Below are 18,695 nucleotides of genomic sequence, written 5' to 3' on the forward strand. Positions count from 1 at the left end.
ATGGCAAACGAACAAGTGAAAGTGATAAAAGCACCTAGAGGAAGCAAATTGAATACAAAAGGCTGGGTACAGGAAGCAGCACTTAGAATGTTGATGAATAACCTGGACCCTGAAGTTGCGGAGATTCCAGAAGAGCTTGTCGTTTATGGCGGAATTGGAAAAGCCGCCCGCAATTGGGGAAGCTTCGACGCCATTGTGGAATCACTAAAAAATCTTGAGGAAGATGAAACCTTACTTGTTCAATCAGGTAAGCCTGTCGCGGTATTCAAGAGTCATGCTGATGCACCACGAGTTCTTTTGGCCAATTCCAATCTTGTACCAAAATGGGCAAATTGGGATCACTTTCATGAACTAGATCAAAAAGGTCTTATGATGTATGGCCAAATGACAGCTGGTAGCTGGATTTATATTGGAACACAAGGCATTTTGCAAGGAACCTATGAAACATTTGCAGAGGCAGCCAAGCAATATTTTCATAACAGCCTGAAAGGGACGATTACACTTACTGCAGGTTTAGGTGGAATGGGAGGGGCTCAGCCGTTAGCTGTCACGATGAATGGTGGAGTGTGTATAGCCATTGAAGTAGATGAGCACCGGATTGACCGCCGTTTAGAGACGAGATATTGTGATGTGAAAGTCACCAGTGTCAAAGAGGCGCTAGAAAAAGCAGAAGAAGCTAAAAAACTTGGAAAGCCTCTATCTATTGGACTATTAGGAAATGCAGCGGAAATTCTTCCTCAGCTGGTGGAACTTGGTTTTACACCTGACTTATTAACAGACCAAACATCCGCGCATGACCCTTTAAATGGGTATATTCCAGTTGGGTTCTCGCTTGCAGAGGCAAATAATCTAAGAAAAAATGAGCAGGCACAATATGTAAAACTGGCAAAAGAGAGTATGGCAGAGCATGTGAAAGCGATGCTAACACTTCAAAAGAAAGGTGCTATCACCTTTGATTACGGTAACAATATCAGGCAAGTTGCCTTTGATGAAGGGGTAACGAATGCATTTGATTTCCCAGGATTTGTTCCAGCCTTTATTCGTCCGCAATTTTGTGAAGGTAAAGGCCCTTTCCGTTGGGTAGCATTATCAGGAGATCCAGAAGATATTTATAAAACAGATGAAGTAATTTTACGTGAGTTTGCCGACAATACACATTTATGCAATTGGATTCGCATGGCGAGAGAAAAAGTGGCCTTTCAAGGCTTGCCATCCCGCATCTGCTGGTTAGGGTATGGAGAACGTGCAAAATTCGGTAAGATTATTAACGAAATGGTAGCAAATGGGGAACTTTCCGCACCGATTGTCATTGGACGTGATCACCTCGATTGTGGATCGGTGGCATCTCCAAACAGAGAAACAGAAGCCATGCTTGACGGAAGCGATGCTGTAGCAGATTGGCCGATTCTAAACGCACTTATCAATGGTGTAAACGGGGCTAGCTGGGTTTCTGTTCATCATGGTGGAGGAGTTGGTATGGGCTATTCATTACACGCAGGAATGGTGATTGTCGCTGACGGGACCGAGGCTGCAGCTAAGAGACTAGAGCGTGTGCTAACATCAGACCCTGGAATGGGTGTAGTTCGCCATGCCGATGCAGGCTATGATCTTGCGAAAAAAGTAGCAAAGGAAAAAGGCGTGCACATTCCTCTTTTGAAGGAGCGTGACTAAACCATGAAATTAGATACTTTATTAATCAACTGCGGCCAATTATTAACAATGGACCACGAGACAGACATGGTAAAAGGGGAAAGTATGACTATCCTGCCACACATTGAAAACGGAGCAATTGGCTTTAAGGATGGGATCATTGCTTTTATTGGAACAACAGAAGAAGCAACCGTTCATCAAGCAGAGAACACCGTTGATTGTGAGGATCGTCTGGTCACCCCAGGCCTTGTCGACCCTCATACCCATCTGGTTTTCGGTGGGTCAAGAGAACACGAAATTGCCTTAAAACAACAGGGAGTACCATACCTTGATATCTTAAAACAAGGTGGCGGCATTCATTCTACTGTAAAAAGTACAAGGGAAGCATCCTTTGAGGAGCTTGTTCACAAAGCCCAATTTCACTTGAACCGCTTAATTAGCTTTGGGGTAACAACTCTCGAGGCGAAAAGTGGGTATGGTTTAGAGAAGGAAACAGAACTAAAACAGCTCAGAGTGGTAAAAGAATTGCAAAAAAATAACAATGTTACTATTGCCTCTACGTTTTTAGGAGCACATGCTATTCCTAAAGAATTTCAGCAGAACCCTGATGCTTTTTTAGAGGAAATGGAGGCTATGTTCGCAGAAATTAAAGAAGAAAAGTTAGCAGAGTTCGTCGATATCTTTTGTGAAGAGGGAGTTTTCACCATTGAACAATCCCGCAATTTTTTAATAAAAGCGAAAGAAGCAGGTTTTGCCGTAAAAATACATGCTGATGAAATCGTCTCGCTTGGTGGTACGGAGCTTGCCATTGATTTGCAAGCTGCATCGGCAGATCATCTCATCGCAGCATCAGATGAAGCAATCGCCAAGTTTGGGCAATCAGATACAGTTGCTGTATTGTTGCCAGGAACCACCTTTTATTTAAATAAGGATGGATTTGCAAAGGCGAGGGAAATCATTGCTGCAGGTGGAGCGGTTTCGCTTGCAACAGACTTTAACCCTGGGAGCTCTCCAACAGAAAATATTCAGTTTATCATGAACCTAGCAATGCTCAAGCTGAAAATGACGTGTGAGGAAATATGGAATGCGGTTACGGTAAATGCTGCAAAAGCGATTCATAAAGAAGGGGAAGCAGGTCGACTTAAAGTAGGCCGTAGAGCAGATGTAGTCATTTGGAACGCGCCAAATTATCAATATGTGCCTTATCATTATGGTGTCAATCATGCACATACAGTGTATGTACAAGGCAAAGAAGTGGCTAAAGGAGGCGCATCCTTTGCATAGACCAGAATTTTTAGTCCAGGCTGGGAGCCCTGGATTCATTGATCATCAATACCCAAAGGCTGCTGAACTTCTAAAAAACTGGGATGGGACTACCGAAATGAGCGGTCCCACCCTTATTGGTGTACCGCTATCCAAGCCATCTATCAGTCATTCTGGTGCAAGCTTTACTCCAACTGTTGTGAGAAAACTTCTTCATTCATATTCTTCCTATGCACTTGAGGATGAGTTGGATTTACGAGAATGCAACGTTCTACATGATGCAGGAGATATTTATATGCATGCTACAAAAGTGGAGGAATCCTATCATCGCATTGAAAACTCTGTTGCACAAATAACAGGGAAGCACCCAGACTGCCTGCCACTTTTTATTGGTGGTGATCACTCCATAACGTATTCTACTATTAAAGGGTTAACCGCATCTAAATCTGGAAAAATAGGAATCATTCAATTTGATGCACATCATGATCTGAGAAATACAGATGATGGTGGTCCAACTAATGGGACACCATTCAGGCGCCTAATAGAGGGAGGCGTGATCCAGGGACAGCATCTTGTGCAGATTGGAATTAGAAATTACTCTAACAGCAGTTACTATCATCAATATGCTAAACAGCATGGTGTGACGGTTTATTCGATGGCTGATGTACGGAAGCAAGGGATAAACAGGATACTAGCTTCTGCTGTGCAACAACTGAAAGAAAAAGTGGACCATCTCTATGTTTCCATTGATATGGATGTGCTTGATCAGGCATTTGCTCCAGGATGTCCTGCAATTGGACCAGGTGGCATGACAAGCGAACAGCTTCTCGAAGCTATTTTTGAGCTTGGAAAAGAACCCCTAGTATGTGGTCTTGATATTGTAGAAATAGATCCGACGATTGACATCCGTGACATGACCAGCAGAGTAGCCGTTCATTGTTTATTAGAATTTTTAAGAGGAAAAAAATAAAGAGGAATCAGGGAAAAAACTTAAAAACACAAACAAAAAGACGAACAATAATAATGCCGGAATTCAATACCGCTATTGATTTCCGTGCAAGACTTCGCTTTCCGCGGGTGACCCGTGAGCCTCCTCGGCTTCGCCTGGGGGGTCTCACATTGGCCACTTCTCTAAGCAGGAGTCTACGTCTTGCACTCCAATCAACCGCTGGTGTCATCTAAAAAGTAAAAGCATATTTTAATACTAAAAAAACCGAACTGATTAGATCAATTACTCCAATCAGTTCGGTTTTTACTTAGGCTAAAACACTTTTGTCCCAGCCTTCTACATTTTTTATTATTTTTTTTCTGCAAAGAGCTTATACAGAGCTTGAGTTCCGCTGTTTTCTTCACCAGTAGAAGATAGCTTCACATACATTTCCCTTGCTAATGATAATCCAGGTACTTCCAGCCCCATTCGTTCTGCCTCGTCTAAGGCAATTTCCATATCCTTTATAAAATGCTTTACGAAGAAACCAGGCTCGTAGTTTCCAGCAATAATACGTGGAGCTAAATTTGTCAGCGACCAGCTTCCTGCTGCACCACTTGAGATACTTTTTAACACATTCTCCGGATCAAGGCCAGCCGCTTCCGCATAGGCTAGCGCTTCACAGACACCAATCATATTTGTGGCAATTGCTATTTGGTTGCACATTTTTGTATGCTGACCAGCACCAGCATCGCCTTGGTGGATAATATTGCTACCAAGTGCTTTGAAAATAGGAAGACATTGTTCAAAGGCCTCCTTATCTCCTCCAACCATAATAGTTAGTTTCGCCTCTCTTGCTCCAATATCCCCTCCTGAGACAGGAGCATCTAAGCTATAGATCCCTTTCTCTTTTGCAGATAGATAGATTTTTCTGGCTAGAGTTGGTGTGGAAGTGGTCATATCTATCAACATGGTCCCGGTAGTTGCATGAGCAAGAATACCATCCTCATGGAAGTATATTCCTTCCACATCCTTTGGATATCCAACCATCGTAATAACAGCATCTGCACCATATGTTGCTTCCCCTGGTGTATTTACCCAGCTCGCTCCTTTTTCGATTAAAGAGCTAGCCTTTTCCTTAGTTCTTGTATACACACGAACTTCATATCCCATCGCTAGTAGATGATGAGCCATACTATTCCCCATCACACCTGTTCCAATAAAACCTATTTTTTTCATCGTGTTCATACTCTACTTCCTCTCCATTATGTAATGAAAACTGAATATTGATTGAAAGCCGTTCCTTGCTATTGATGGAAGCAAATACGGAGACTCTCGCGGGAGTAAAGCGAGAGACTGGAGTCCCACAGGCGCAAAGCCTGAGAAAACTTACAAATCGCCCCGCAGAACGCTTAGTCAATTGCGGAAATCAACTGCTGTGTTATACAGAGTTTATCTAGATAATATCAATTATTTGTATTCTATCATTATATAATGTTCTACATCATACAAACATGTTTAGAAACCACTAGATTTGCAAAGAGTTATTAGTTTTAATATTTAGAAAAATTAAGAAAATTGTAGTATAATAGGGAATATTGAAAAGTGAAAAAAAGTCATATCCATCATAGCTTCTTATAGATAATTCATAAAGGGGGGGAATAGACGATGAACACCCAGGATTCTCTAGCTAAAAAGGAAAAAGCTCCATTGAACGAGTCTGCCTCAAAAATTCAGTTGATTATGGTGGTTTCTGATGAAGGAGAAATTCAATATGTCTCCTCTGCGTGTCAATCGTTGCTTGGCTTTTCTAAGAATGAGCTTTTAGAAACAAAATTAGAAAGGTGGATTAATTCTGAAGATCTATACTTAATTGAAAGTCTAATTTATCAACCTTCTCAAGAAACACATTGCTATTTTCGAATACAAAAAAAAGACCATACCTTTCTTTGGTTTGAGGCATTTCTTTCAGAGGTGCAATCATCAGGAGATCGGATAAAGGAAATAGTCCTCATGCTCTCACCAATCTCAGATATTGGAGAATTCTCTCATGTAGAGATTAAAAATGCTTCTATTAACTCTACATTAAACCGCACAAAGATTGTTGATGCTGCCAAGGAGAATTATTCCGCTTATGATTTAATTGAACACTTACCAAATGGGTTGTTAATTGTTGCAGACGGAATCATTAAGTTTGTGAACGAAGCAGCAACAAACATGCTCGGAGCTTGTCATAAGGAGCAATTACTAGAAACCTCTGTGTATACATACATAGAAGAAAACTATCATGAAATTGTAGAAAAGCGCATTAAATCAGTACAAGAGGGATTAAGAGTCGGGCAGATGGAGCAACGGTGGATTCGTTTTGATGGAAGGGCAATCGATTTGGAAGTAGTATCCAATCAAACTTCCTATAAAGGCCATCCCGCTTCCTTTGTGATGCTGGTGGATATTTCTCATCGGAAGAATTTTCATAAAATACTACAAAACAGCCGGGAGCGGTTTCGAAAGCTTGTGCAAAATTCTATCGATACAATCGGTGTAATTTGTGATGAAAAATGGACCTTCATCAATGAATCTGGGCTTGAAATGCTCGAAGTAGAAAATTATGGTGATGTTTTTGGTAAAAGTGTTTACACCAATATAGATAGATGTGAGTTTGTAAAAATTTGGAGTGAGGTATTTAGTCAAAAGAGTGGAGCGAAACTTCCCACTTTTGAACAAGCATGGACCACAATGAAAGGAAAACGGATTTATACGGAAATTGTGGCAATCCCAACAACCTATCTTGGCAACGACGCATTGCAAGTAATTATCAGGGATATTACAGAAAAAAAACAAGCAGAAGCCATCATGCTGCAGTCAGAAAAGCTTTCGGTTGCAGGGCAATTAGCTGCTGGAATAGCCCATGAAATACGAAATCCTTTAACCGCAATAAAAGGTTTTTTTAAGCTTTTGGAACGGGAGAGAGAAGACAGAAAAGAGTACTTTGAAATTATTGAATCCGAGCTTAATCGAATCGAGTTGATTCTTAGTGAATTATTACTACTTGCAAAACCACATCAAACTTACGTACATCCAGTAAGCCTTCATTCCCTCCTTAATGATGTTACAACCCTATTAGAGACACAGGCAATCATGAACAATGTCTGGTTTAATATGAAATTTCAAGCTGCAAGCCCATCCATCAAATGCGACCAAAATCAGATTAAGCAGGTATTTATTAACTTATTAAAAAACGGAATCGAAGCGATGCCCAATGGAGGAACAATCTTTATCCATTCAAAAGAAGAGGGCGAGGAAGTGGTAATTCAAGTACAAGACGAAGGGGATGGGATTCCAGAAGAAATTCTATCTAGATTAGGTGACCCATTTTTTACAACGAAAGAAACAGGCACGGGTCTTGGATTGATGATTACCTTTAACATTATTAAAAACCATGAAGGAACTGTACATGTTTCAAGTAAGGTTGGAGAGGGAACTATCATCGAAGTTCGCTTTCCGAAAATATAAACGTAAGTAAAGGCCTGTTTGTTGCTACTGCGAATAGTGAAGACACCCATCATGCTATTGTGCTCTTTTTCGTGGAGGAGTTTTACACACGTACCAATTTTTCTATCTTAGTTTGAAGATTGAAAAGAGTCGTAAAGCTGACTTTTTCCTAGTTTAAAGCAACAATATTATAGAAAACAGATAAGAAAAAGAATATCTTACCACCAAAGTGAGAATCCTTACAATGTAATAGTTGCCAAAAACTACTGTAGTATTTGACAGAAAATTCCCTATACATTTTTTCTAAAGGATAGTATGATAGGAGACTAATCTGAAAAATAGGAGTATTAAAAAATGAAACAGCATGAGCAATGGACGTCAAAACTAGGATTTATTTTAGCAGCAGCTGGGTCTGCTATAGGCATTGGAGCAATATGGAAATTTCCGTATATGGCTGGAACAAATGGTGGAGGGATTTTCTTTCTCTTATTTATTCTTTTCACCCTAATTATAGGGGCACCGATGCTTTTAGCAGAGTTTATTATCGGAAGATCCACACAAAAAGATGCAGTTACCGCCTATAAAAAACTCGCCAAAAATTCTAAATGGTATTACATAGGTGTTTTAGGGGTTATTGCTTCCTTTATTCTTTTATCCTTTTACAGCGTAGTAGGAGGTTGGATTTTAACCTATCTGTGGAAAAGTGTTTCAGGTGGCTTGTCGCAATTTTCTTTGGAGGAATATACAGGTCTATTTGAACAGACCATTGCCAATCCATCACAAGCTTTGATTGCCCAAATAATTTTCCTTGGTATTACCATTTGGGTCGTACAGGCTGGGGTCCAAAGTGGGATAGAAAAAGCCAGCAAAATTTTAATGCCATTATTATTTGTTATCTTTATTGTATTACTGGCTCGATCGTTAACGTTAGAAGGTGCGTCAGAAGGAATATTATATTTTCTAAAACCAGATCCTTCTCTTATTACACCGAACACCTTTTTGATGGCACTTGGACAGGCCCTGTTTTCACTTAGTGTCGGAATATCGATTATGGTTACATACAGCTCGTACCTAGAAAAAGGGGAAGACCTCGTAAAATCTGCAGGGTCTGTTGTTAGTTTGAATATCATCATATCGCTGTTGTCCGGGCTTGTTATCTTCCCAGCAGTATTTGCCTTAGGTTTACAACCAGATGAGGGGCCAGGATTAGTGTTTGTCGTTTTACCAGCGGTATTTGATCAACTTCCTTTTGGGGCAATGTTTTTGACCATGTTTTTAATTCTTCTATTGTTTGCAACATTAACATCTGCTTTTTCAATATTAGAGATTATTGTTGCGGTTATTGTTAAGGATAACCAGGAAAAAAGAAGAAAAATTGCATTTATTACAGGATTAATTATCTTTGTCCTTGGTATTCCGTCTGCCTTATCATTTGGAGTCCTTTCCCATATTACAGTTAGAGATCTTTTGCTGTTTGACGCTGCAGACTTCTTGGTAAGTAATATTGGGCTTCCACTAGGGGCATTATTGATTTCCATATTTGTCGGCTATAGAGTACCGAAAAGCATCTTAGAAGATGAATTTTTCCAAGGATCCCCCGTGAAAAAAGGACTTTTCCAGACGTGGTATTTTCTCATGAGATATGTGATACCAGGAGGAATTCTCCTTGTGTTTTTACAGTCTCTCGGGGTTTTTGACAAGTAAATAATGTTCTTCTTTACACCGGATATTTGTCCGGTGTATTTTTTTATGGGATTTATTACCATTGGGAAAACGTCAATGAATAGATGAAATGATTTCGTTTTTTTTCCTTTCTTTTCCCAATAGGATTTAAACCATTGTGGTGGTAGAATTTTCATGAAGGTTCTTAATAATGAGAATTTTCATTTTTTTTCATTTGTTGTGAACCTGAAAATTGGATGAAGGAGTGAATGTAATGAAAAAGTGGATGAAAGGTTTTTCGGTAATACTTATTGCAATACTTGCTTTCTCTTTGGCTTTTGGATCTGCACAAGCCGAAACTCATGTCTCGAAGCTAGAGAAGAAAGAATACTTAGTGGGATTTGCAAAAGGTAATAAAGTAAAAGCCCAATCAGCACAAAATCTTCTTACTTCTGTTGGGGGGGATATTCAACATACATTCCAATACATGGAGGTTGTTGAAGTAACCCTACCAGTTAAGGCTGCCGAAGCTTTAGCGAAGAATCCAAATATTGCTTTTGTAGAAGAAAATGTTAAAGTTTTTGCTACTGCACAAACGGTACCATGGGGCGTTCCTCATATTAAAGCTGATAAAGCACATGCTCAGGGTGTAACAGGAAGTGGTGTGAAAGTAGCGATTTTAGATACAGGAATTGATGCTAATCATTCCGACTTAAATGTAAAAGGCGGAGCAAGCTTTGTTTCTGGTGAATCAAATCCTTATCAAGATGGGAATGGGCATGGCACTCATGTTGCCGGAACGGTGGCCGCACTTAATAATACAACAGGCGTTTTAGGTGTTGCTTATAATGCAGACCTTTATGCTGTTAAAGTACTAGGTGCCTCAGGCAGTGGCACGATAAGTGGCATTGCGCAAGGAATCGAGTGGTCTATTGCAAATGGCATGGATGTTATCAATATGAGTCTTGGTGCAAGCTCTGGTTCTACGGCATTAAAACAAGCTTGTGATAATGCGTATGCAAGTGGTGTGGTGGTAGTCGCTGCAGCTGGTAACTCAGGAACGAGAGGAAAGCAAAATACGATCGGTTATCCTGCACGATACAGTTCCGTTATTGCTGTTGGTGCTGTGGATTCAAATAATAAACGGGCAAGCTTTTCTAGTGTTGGTAATGAGTTAGAAGTAATGGCACCTGGTGTGAGTATCCTTAGCACTACACCTGGTAACAACTATGCATCTTATAATGGAACTTCTATGGCATCTCCACATGTTGCTGGTGCGGCGGCCCTAATTCTTGCTAAGAATCCTAGCATGACCAATGTTCAAGTTCGTGACAGGCTTAAGAATACAGCAACTAACCTTGGAAGTTCATTTTATTATGGTAAAGGTTTAATCAACGTGGAAAGTGCATTGCAATAGGTAATTCCCCCTTTAAAATATATTTTGCATCGGACACGGAAAATGTGTCCGATGCATTTTTTATTATACTAACATAAGGGAAAAGTAATAGGTATTTAGTTTAGTAATTATTCCATGATGCACCATTGGGAAAATGACCAATGAAATGACGGTATCATTCACGATCCTTTCTCTTATTTTCCCAATAACATCCTCCGATGTATTATGCTAATATCATAAGTATCTAAATAGTAAGATTATTTAGAAAAAAATAGTCGGAGTGTGATGAACAGATGAACAAGACGTTAAGGCGAATTGCTGTATTGGTAATGGCGGCTGTGATGGTATTATCCTTTTCACTAACACCATCCAATGCAAGTGCAAAAGTAAGTGCTAAACCAATTATGAAGGAATATTTAGTTGGATTGAACACAGGCGCACTTTCTAAAAAAACCAGTACGTTAGTATCTACACTAGGTGGCTCTGTCGAACATAGCTTCAAGCATATGAATGTTTTACATATTACATTGCCAGAAGTTGCTGCAGCAGCACTTGAAAAAAGTCCACTTGTAGACTATGTAGAAGAAAATGTAAAAATGCAAGCAACGGCTCAAACTGTACCATACGGAATTCCACACATAAAAGCAGATGTTGCTCACGCACAGAATGTTACTGGTTCTGGAGTAAAAGTAGCGGTGTTGGATACGGGAATTGATGCTAGTCATGAGGATTTAAAGGTAGTAGGTGGAAAAAGCTTTGTTTCTGGTGAACCAGATGCATTATCAGATGGAAATGGCCATGGAACACATGTAGCAGGTACCATTGCTGGTTTAAACAATACTACAGGTGTACTTGGTGTAGCATACAATGTTGATCTTTATGCAGTCAAAGTATTGGGTGCAGATGGAAGTGGAACGCTTGCTGGTATCGCTCAAGGAATTGAGTGGGCCATCGACAATAACATCGATGTTATCAATATGAGCTTAGGAGGTAGCACTGGCTCCACAACCTTAAAGCAAGCGTGTGATAATGCCTACAATAGTGGAGTAGTGGTGGTTGCAGCTGCAGGAAACAGTGGATCATTTTTTGGATTGGTTAATACTATCGGCTATCCGGCAAAATACGATTCAGTTATTGCGGTCGGTGCGGTAGATGCAAATAACAAGCGTGCTTCTTTCTCTAGTGTTGGTAATGAACTGGAAGTAATGGCTCCAGGTGTTTCCATTAATAGTACGCTACCTGGCAATCAATATGGTGAGTTAAATGGAACTTCCATGGCTTCTCCACATGTTGCCGGAGCAGCAGCTATCTTACTCTCTCAAAATCCGAACCTAACAAACGTTCAAGTTCGTGAGAGATTAAGAGATACTGCAACAAATCTAGGGTCCGCCTTCAATTACGGAAACGGTGTCATTAATCTAGAAGCAGCTCTTCAATAAGAAAAATGTAAAAATGCCTGTACCCACTACTTTGGGGCAGGCATTTTGCATTTCTTATGTAATTCAAGTAATATAACCGCATTAATAAGCTTTGTTCTAGCAACTTCAGAATAAAAAGCATGGAGAAGTGTGTGATGACACACTCCCCCATGCTTATATTATTTTATGTTTTTAATAAGCTCTTTTCTAAATGATTGTTGCTATAACCAGGAAAAAGTCTGCTTTTACTCCATTCCTTATTCGAAGAAAAGTTGCTATATATTTAAAACTTCCTGCACGAAAAGAGCACGACAGCAACGTCAATAACGTGTTGCTTAACTATGCGCAGTAGCAACAAAGATTACGAAAACAGCCTTTTAATAAAACTCTCCATTCGGTCCATCGCTTTTTCTAAAGTTTCCATATTATAAGCATAAGATAACCGGACATATCCTTCTCCTAAGGGTGAAAAGGCACTTCCAGGAACAACGGCAACTCCAGCTTCTTCAACAAGTTTTAATGCAAAATCAAAGGAAGACAAGCCGAACTTTTCAATCGATGGAAAGAGATAAAAGGCACCGTTAGGCTTTACTACCTCTAGTCCCATGTTCTCTAAACGGTCGTAAACATACTCCATTCTAGCCTTATATTCTACATTCATCTGTTCTCCATCATGTATTCCTGTAGTTAACGCATCCAGTGCAGCATATTGTGAAACAGAACTGGCACACGATACATTGTATTGATGTACCTTAAGCATTTGTTTCATCACATATTCTGGTCCAAGTACTAATCCAATTCTCCAACCTGTCATGGAATGGGACTTAGAAACACCATTAATAACGATCGTTTTTTCCTTCATGCCAGGAAGGGTTGCAATGGAATGATGCTTTCCTTTAAAAACAAGTTCGCTATATATTTCATCTGATAGTACGAAAATTTCCTTATCAGCTAGTACCTCCGCAATTTTTTCTAATTCTTCCATAGGCAATGTCACACCTGTGGGATTTGAAGGGTATGGAAGAATGATACATCTCGTTTTTTCATTGATGTTTTTTTCAATCAATTCAGCTGTTAACTGGAAACTTGTATCTCGTGTATCGACATGAACAGGAGTGGCACCGCATAATTTTATGATAGGTTCATATCCAGGATACACTGGTCCAGGTAGAATCACCTCGCAGCCTGGCTCAAGGATAGTGCGAAAGGCAATATCAATACCCTGACTTGCACCAACAGAAACAATAATTTCATTTTCTGCGTTATACGAAAGGCCATATTTACTTTGAACAAATTGACCTGCAGCCTTTCGAAGCTCAATTATACCTGCATTATGTGTATAGACGGTTTTATTTTCATCAATTGCTTTTTGTCCGGCTGTTTTTACATGAGAGGGGGTAGGGAAATCAGGTTGTCCAATGGTTAATGAAAGAACATCCTCATATTGTGCTACGAGATTAAAAAATTTCCGGATGCCTGATATTTCAATCGTGCGGACTTGCGGATTAATTAGATGTTCCATCGAAATACTCCTTTTACAAACGATACTTTTTCTGTCATTTTAACTGACTTTGTGTAAGTTGTCCAAGTATTATCGAGTGATTTTTTCTAGGTAGGAAGTGGGGTATCTTGGTACCTATAAAAGAAAGGGAAACACCTGTTTGGTCAAGAGGATACGTGTGAAGACCTATAAAAATATGTATCAAGTAGGATAGGAAATTACTTACATATCAACTATAATTATTATAAACACAGAATATTCTCACAAAATACCTTGCTGTTCCATTGCCGCAATATTGGCTCCTTTCACCTTTGATTTGCTGGAGTTGATGTCTGTTGGATTCCGTCTGAAAGGGGGATGTGTAATGGATATTGTGCTTCACATCTGGGTAAGGTTGTTAGAGAAATATGCTGAGCAGCTTTTTTTTCAGAATGAATCATCTGGGGTCTTTTCATTTTTACTAGTCGGGGTGCTTGCGTATTTGTACAAGCAGGAAAAAGAGATAAATAAAAGAGGTTGTTCTTGTTGTCAAAAACAAAAACAAGAAGCGGTAAAAGAAAATAATTTTCCCGACAGTAAGGAAGAAGCGGAATAGTCCGCTTCTTTTTACTGCAAATGAGAAAAGTCATTATTTAATTTAATATATTGTCTTGATAAAAGTTTAAACTGTTTTCGGTTCCCACTGCTAAGTGCTTCATCTATTTCATTCATTAGCCTATTTTTATGAAATTGATATACAGAAGAGTCAACGATGATTTGAGCTACTTTTTCCTCTTTTGTCATTTCTAAGCTTTTAAATGAAGATGAAACAGATTGTTCAGGTTGAAAAGAAAAATGCTTATTCATAATTACTACCCCCTGTGCTAATTTTTGAATGGTTGAAGATGGGTGAATCATGAAAAGGATGGGAGTGTTGCTCATCCTTTTTCCTATTATCTGATATTTTTGCTGATTTGTGAAGGTTTTTTTAGAAAATTTAGATATATCAGAAAAAATACTGGAAATGATGTCAATGTGTGTCAGTTTTTCTGATTTGATTGCTTGGTAAGAATATACCCATAATTTTGATAGGAAAAACATCATTGTTTTTGGCTGTTTTTATATTGCTACTGCATAAAGATAGGACACCCGTAATCAACGTTGATATGGTGCTCTTTTCGTAGAGGAAGATTTAATATGTGACATTTTTTCTTCGCGTCACGATTGGTAAAAGTTTTAAATCCAACTTTTTCTATATGGAATGAAACAATTTTTTAGAAAAGAGTCCTGTATTTTTATCTCCACTCTAGACTGGATAAAGGAACATCCTTATAATAGGGAGAGTGTAAAAATTGTCTTTGTTTCAAAAAGTCACCAAAATTCTGGGTTAAGTAACCAATATAGTGTGTAATCTATCGGAGGCTCTAATGTAAATGCTGTATCTTATCAAACCGTTGATTGTGAATATTACCATCATTTTCTCCTTGCTCTTTAACGTCAATTTGTTTTTTCCGTTTAGCAAACGAAAACCACTAACATTTAGACAGATGACGATTTTTGGACTTTTTAGTTCTTTTTCTGCCATGCTATGCATGCTGTATCCTATTGAAACGCTTGAGGATACTCACTTTGACTTTCGGATGATTCCCATTTTGATTGTTACCTTATATGGGGGCTGGTATCCAGGTGTTCTTTGTGCATCCATTGTGGTTAGCTTACGCTTTTTCATTGGAGGAGAATATGTATATGTTGGTATCGCCGTTTCTGTCTTAGCATTAGTAGTTGGTTTGTTATTACGATCCGTTTTTCTTCGAAGTGCTAATAAAATCCTTTATGGAATGATAGTGATTTCGTTTTACTATCTGGTCTACATTTTTATATTGTATAGCACTGTCTCCTTTTTGAACTTGAACTTCTACATTGTATATTTTCTCTCATTCGGTATTACGTTCATTGCTTTAGTCTACACGGTAGAACGACTTATAATTGCCAACCAACAGTTTGATGAGACACTTTATCTTGATAAGCTTTCAACTGTTGGACAGATGGCGGCAGCGTTTGCACATGAAATTAGAAATCCGATTACAACTGTTAGAGGGTTTATCCAATTTATCAATTCGAATACAAAGGATGAAAGCTTAAAACAATTTGCGCCATTAATTCTCGATGAGCTTGATAGAACGAATAAAATTATCACAAATTATTTAACAGTGGCTAAGCCGACAGATTTTACCTTGTCTTATGTTGATATTAATAAGGTGTTAAAGGATTCTGTAGAATTATTACGACCGTTTGGGTCATACAGAAATGTTTCCATTGATCTTGAACTTGCCGGAGAACATTATATTTTTAGTGATGAACAACATTTAAAACAAGCGATAATGAATATTATTAAAAATGGGATTGAAGCGATCGATGAAGAACAGGGTGGGTTGTTAAAAATAAAGAAAATGCCTGGTGAGAATAGAGGCACGGTTCAATTAACCTTCATTGATAATGGAATTGGGATGTCAGAAGACCAGTTAGCGAAAATTGGCTTGCCTTATTATACTACGAAATCAAGAGGAACTGGATTAGGAAGTATGATAACGAACCGACTTATTCATGAGATGAAGGGGAAAATTCAATATGAAAGCAAAGAACATATTGGGACAAGGGTAAGTGTAACGTTACCTACTGTTCGAAAAACAACATAAAGTAAGCAGGATTGGCATAGTACCCATCCTGCTTTTTTTTATTTGTTCCATTTGGACACTTTCCCTGTTGAACTATTCACTTTATACCATCCTCTTGATAATTTTTCTGGGTGATTTGAAAAATGAACAAGGTCTGTTGCGTGAAACACATATTCGCCACCGTCTATTCCTTCATATGAAAGATCCGTTTTATCATGATTAGATAAATTCAAATGATTTTTTAGAAGGGCTTTTGCTTCCTCTTTTGTGAACCGTCTGTTTTCAATGTTTAAAACGACTTCATTTCTTGAATTATTAATTAGCTCTTCATCGCTTAAAAGCTCGTGGTTTTTTGTATTCGTAATCCCTTGATCACCAGTGTTTTTTAAACTCTCAGGACTAGTGCAGGCTGTTAAAGCTAAAAGCATGCATGAAAGAAGAATACACATTTTACTCATTAAATTTACTCACATCCTATTTTTATCCCTTAGTATGAAATAAATGAAAAATATTCATTCGTTCTTCTCTATAATAATTTTTTGTGAATATTTATAAAAAAGGAGGAGTAAAAGGATTATTAGAGAATTGTCTTCATAAAAGATATCTAAATGGGGGAAGCAGGATGGCTAATCTGGAGAACGGTACGAAAATAAATCATCAACCAAAACCTCGGTCACCTTTTGCATTATATTTTTCTCTACCTATTTTATCGTGGGCACTTTATGATTTTGCAAATACTATTTTTTCTTCTAACATCATTACCATCTTTTTCCCGTTTTATCTTCAAGAAGTAATCGGTACAAACGAACGAATGGATCAAATAGCTAGCACTTTTTTATCCTATGCAAATGCAACAGCAAGTTTTTTCCTTGTGATGTTTTCTCCCTTATTCGGTGTGTTAATTGATAGAACAGGAAAAAGAAAGGGTTTTATCATTCCATTTACCTTCATTGCCGTTTTTTCTACCATCTTTATGGGAGTGTTTGCTTCACTTCAAACTAGTCAAACATTTGCGGGGCTGCAGATAAACTTTATCCTTGTTCTGATTTTGTTTGTGATTGCAAAATTCTTCTTTCATTCTTCCCTTGTGTTTTATGACACAATGCTACCCGATTTAGGATCAAAAAAAGAACTACCGCTAATTTCAGGTTTTGGCATAGCTGTAGGTTATATGGGAACCCTTCTAGGATTAACGGTATATTTGTATGTAGGAGATAGTGGGTTTCACAAGGCATTTATTCCAACAGGGATATTATTCCTATTGTTTTCCCTCCCGTTGTTTTTCTTTTTCAAAGAAAAGCCGAAGAAAGTTATAGAAAAAAAGTCCTTTTTTAGTGGATATAAAGAAATTTATTCGACCTTTAAAGAAATGAAACTTTATCGACCAGTTTTCCTGTTTATGATTGCTTACTTTTTCATTAACGATGCAATAGCAACTGCCATAGCAATGATGGCGATTTATGCTAGGGCTATTGGTGGTTTTTCGGCATCAGAATTCATTTTATTGTATTTAGTCTCGACCGTTTCCAGTATTATTGGTTCCTTTGTTTATGGCTATATCGCAAGAGCAATTGGATCAAAGTTTGCTGTTGCATCGGTTGCAGGTTTGTTGATTTTGGCCCTGTGCTTTGCGGTATTTTCTGTTCAGCCTTGGATGCTTTGGGTAGCAGGTAGTTTATTTGGAGTTGCCCTTGGTGCTACTTGGGTAACATCCCGTACGTTTATTATTGAACTAACTCCTGAGGGGAAAAGGGGGCAGTTCTTTGGACTCTTCGCGTTTTCTGGAAAAGTGTCTTCCATTGTAGGCCCCCTATTATACGGGACGATCACTTTGATGCTCGCTGATTATGGTAATCTAGCAAGCAGAACCGCTCTAGGATCCCTTATCATCCTTGCCTTGATAGGGATGCTCGTAACACTAAAGGTCCCGTACAAAAGAGAAGCATAAACATTCGAGAAAAGAGAAACGACATGGTTTCTCTTTTTCTCGTTACACTGAATAAATAAAGAGATGTCCCACATATACATGGTAGTATCCTATTTTTTATGGGGAGGAGGCGAATGAAGAAAAAGAATGAGAATCCATGGGAATCAATGAATGAAAAATTGGATGAAGTTCTTGGTGATAAATTTTGGAAGGATATGCTCCCAGTATTACCAAGAAGGATTCCATTGATGGATATTTTTGAAACAGAATTAGAAGGTACGGTTGTCCTTGAATTGCCTGGATTAGCCTCCACTGAAGATATTGGGCTACAAGTGAAAAACAATCAACTATTAATAAAAGGCAAGATCCCATACCCCTATCCCATTTCAAAAGAAAATCTCATTCAGAGTGAACGTTTTTTTGGAGAATTTAAAAGAGCCATTCCGTTGCCCTTTTCCGTCATTCCTCAAAAGCTTCAGGCATTATACAAAAATGGTATCCTCTATGTTACCTTTCAAAAAAACACAGAGGATATGACAGTAGAAATCGATTTCTCTGAATGAAAAAGGAGGCAAGAAGTTGAAATGAAATTTCAAATCGATAAATTTAAAGTGGATGTGCTGATGAATTCTTCTTCTGTTAATCATGGGGAAAACATCATTTATGGAGCAAAAGCAACGAAAAAAGAAAACCAAGGATTTGGAATTATTTCTGGCGAGAAAAACAATATTAGCTACTCAGAACAAAAAGTACTAGCTAAGTCAGAAGAGGCTGGAACAGAATCATACTAAATGGTTGTGATTA

Annotated in this window: 16 protein-coding genes; 12 read left to right on the top strand and 4 right to left on the bottom strand. The window is 38.5% G+C overall.

The window, feature by feature from the left end; translation table 11 throughout:
* Genes hutU through hutG form a run of 3 tightly spaced genes read left to right on the top strand, consistent with a single transcriptional unit; the run spans position 1 to position 3,883 of the window.
* Positions 1-1,671: a urocanate hydratase gene (gene hutU / locus FIU87_RS07655; protein ID WP_152444035.1), complete on the top strand. Its 1,671-nt coding sequence runs from the start codon at positions 1-3 to the stop codon at positions 1,669-1,671.
* A 3-nt stretch (positions 1,672-1,674) separates the two neighbouring features.
* Complete coding sequence (hutI, locus tag FIU87_RS07660; RefSeq protein ID WP_152444036.1) at positions 1,675-2,934, top strand: imidazolonepropionase; 1,260 nt, start codon at positions 1,675-1,677, stop codon at positions 2,932-2,934.
* The gene (gene hutG / locus FIU87_RS07665; RefSeq protein WP_301538661.1) at positions 2,927-3,883 is read left to right on the top strand and encodes a formimidoylglutamase; all 957 of its coding nucleotides are present in this window, start codon (positions 2,927-2,929) and stop codon (positions 3,881-3,883) included. Before hutI ends, hutG begins: the two co-directional genes overlap by 8 nt.
* Positions 3,884-4,210: 327 nt before the next feature.
* Here hutG and FIU87_RS07675 read toward each other — a convergent pair whose 3' ends face one another.
* Positions 4,211-5,080: an NAD(P)-dependent oxidoreductase gene (locus tag FIU87_RS07675; protein ID WP_152446465.1), complete on the bottom strand. Its 870-nt coding sequence runs from the start codon at positions 5,078-5,080 to the stop codon at positions 4,211-4,213.
* Between the two features lie 429 nt (positions 5,081-5,509).
* Between FIU87_RS07675 and FIU87_RS07680 the strand changes: the two genes are divergently transcribed.
* From FIU87_RS07680 to FIU87_RS07695, 4 genes are all read left to right on the top strand, one after another.
* Positions 5,510-7,354 carry a PAS domain S-box protein gene (locus FIU87_RS07680; protein ID WP_152444039.1) on the top strand — a complete coding sequence of 615 codons (1,845 nt, stop codon included), beginning with the start codon at positions 5,510-5,512 and terminating at the stop codon, positions 7,352-7,354.
* Positions 7,355-7,687: 333 nt separating this feature from the next.
* Positions 7,688-9,037, top strand: a complete 1,350-nt coding sequence (locus tag FIU87_RS07685) for a sodium-dependent transporter (RefSeq protein ID WP_152444040.1) — start codon at positions 7,688-7,690, stop codon at positions 9,035-9,037.
* 244 nt (positions 9,038-9,281) lie between these two features.
* Positions 9,282-10,412: a S8 family peptidase gene (locus tag FIU87_RS07690; protein ID WP_253905576.1), complete on the top strand. Its 1,131-nt coding sequence runs from the start codon at positions 9,282-9,284 to the stop codon at positions 10,410-10,412.
* A gap of 272 nt (positions 10,413-10,684) precedes the next feature.
* Positions 10,685-11,830, top strand: a complete 1,146-nt coding sequence (locus tag FIU87_RS07695) for a S8 family peptidase (RefSeq protein WP_152444042.1) — start codon at positions 10,685-10,687, stop codon at positions 11,828-11,830.
* Between the two features lie 340 nt (positions 11,831-12,170).
* Here the strand turns inward: FIU87_RS07695 and FIU87_RS07700 are convergent, their stop codons facing one another.
* The gene (locus FIU87_RS07700; protein WP_152444043.1) at positions 12,171-13,331 is read right to left on the bottom strand and encodes an aminotransferase A; all 1,161 of its coding nucleotides are present in this window, start codon (positions 13,329-13,331) and stop codon (positions 12,171-12,173) included.
* A gap of 343 nt (positions 13,332-13,674) precedes the next feature.
* Between FIU87_RS07700 and FIU87_RS07705 the strand changes: the two genes are divergently transcribed.
* A complete protein-coding gene (locus FIU87_RS07705; RefSeq protein ID WP_152444044.1) occupies positions 13,675-13,905 on the top strand; it encodes a hypothetical protein in 231 nt (76 codons plus the stop codon).
* Between the two features lie 11 nt (positions 13,906-13,916).
* On the opposite strand, the gene FIU87_RS21230 is transcribed toward FIU87_RS07705, so the two are convergent.
* The gene (locus FIU87_RS21230; protein WP_152444045.1) at positions 13,917-14,393 is read right to left on the bottom strand and encodes an IDEAL domain-containing protein; all 477 of its coding nucleotides are present in this window, start codon (positions 14,391-14,393) and stop codon (positions 13,917-13,919) included.
* A 329-nt stretch (positions 14,394-14,722) separates the two neighbouring features.
* Here FIU87_RS21230 and FIU87_RS07715 point away from each other — a divergent pair, with 329 nt between their 5' ends.
* Positions 14,723-15,985 (top strand): ATP-binding protein, encoded by a 1,263-nt coding sequence (locus FIU87_RS07715; RefSeq protein WP_152444046.1) that lies wholly within the window; start codon positions 14,723-14,725, stop codon positions 15,983-15,985.
* 38 nt (positions 15,986-16,023) lie between these two features.
* On the opposite strand, the gene FIU87_RS07720 is transcribed toward FIU87_RS07715, so the two are convergent.
* Positions 16,024-16,422, bottom strand: a complete 399-nt coding sequence (locus tag FIU87_RS07720) for a hypothetical protein (RefSeq protein ID WP_172970995.1) — start codon at positions 16,420-16,422, stop codon at positions 16,024-16,026.
* Between the two features lie 164 nt (positions 16,423-16,586).
* Between FIU87_RS07720 and FIU87_RS07725 the strand changes: the two genes are divergently transcribed.
* The 3 genes from FIU87_RS07725 (at position 16,587) to FIU87_RS07735 (ending at position 18,682) form a co-directional block, all read left to right on the top strand.
* Positions 16,587-17,912 carry an MFS transporter gene (locus FIU87_RS07725; RefSeq protein WP_152444048.1) on the top strand — a complete coding sequence of 442 codons (1,326 nt, stop codon included), beginning with the start codon at positions 16,587-16,589 and terminating at the stop codon, positions 17,910-17,912.
* Between the two features lie 113 nt (positions 17,913-18,025).
* Positions 18,026-18,454, top strand: a complete 429-nt coding sequence (locus FIU87_RS07730) for an Hsp20/alpha crystallin family protein (protein ID WP_172970996.1) — start codon at positions 18,026-18,028, stop codon at positions 18,452-18,454.
* A 21-nt stretch (positions 18,455-18,475) separates the two neighbouring features.
* Positions 18,476-18,682 (top strand): hypothetical protein, encoded by a 207-nt coding sequence (locus tag FIU87_RS07735; RefSeq protein ID WP_152444050.1) that lies wholly within the window; start codon positions 18,476-18,478, stop codon positions 18,680-18,682.
* Positions 18,683-18,695 lie beyond the last annotated feature (13 nt).

The sequence above is a fragment of the Bacillus sp. THAF10 genome (assembly GCF_009363695.1).
Lineage (GTDB): Bacteria > Bacillota > Bacilli > Bacillales > Bacillaceae_I > Sutcliffiella_A.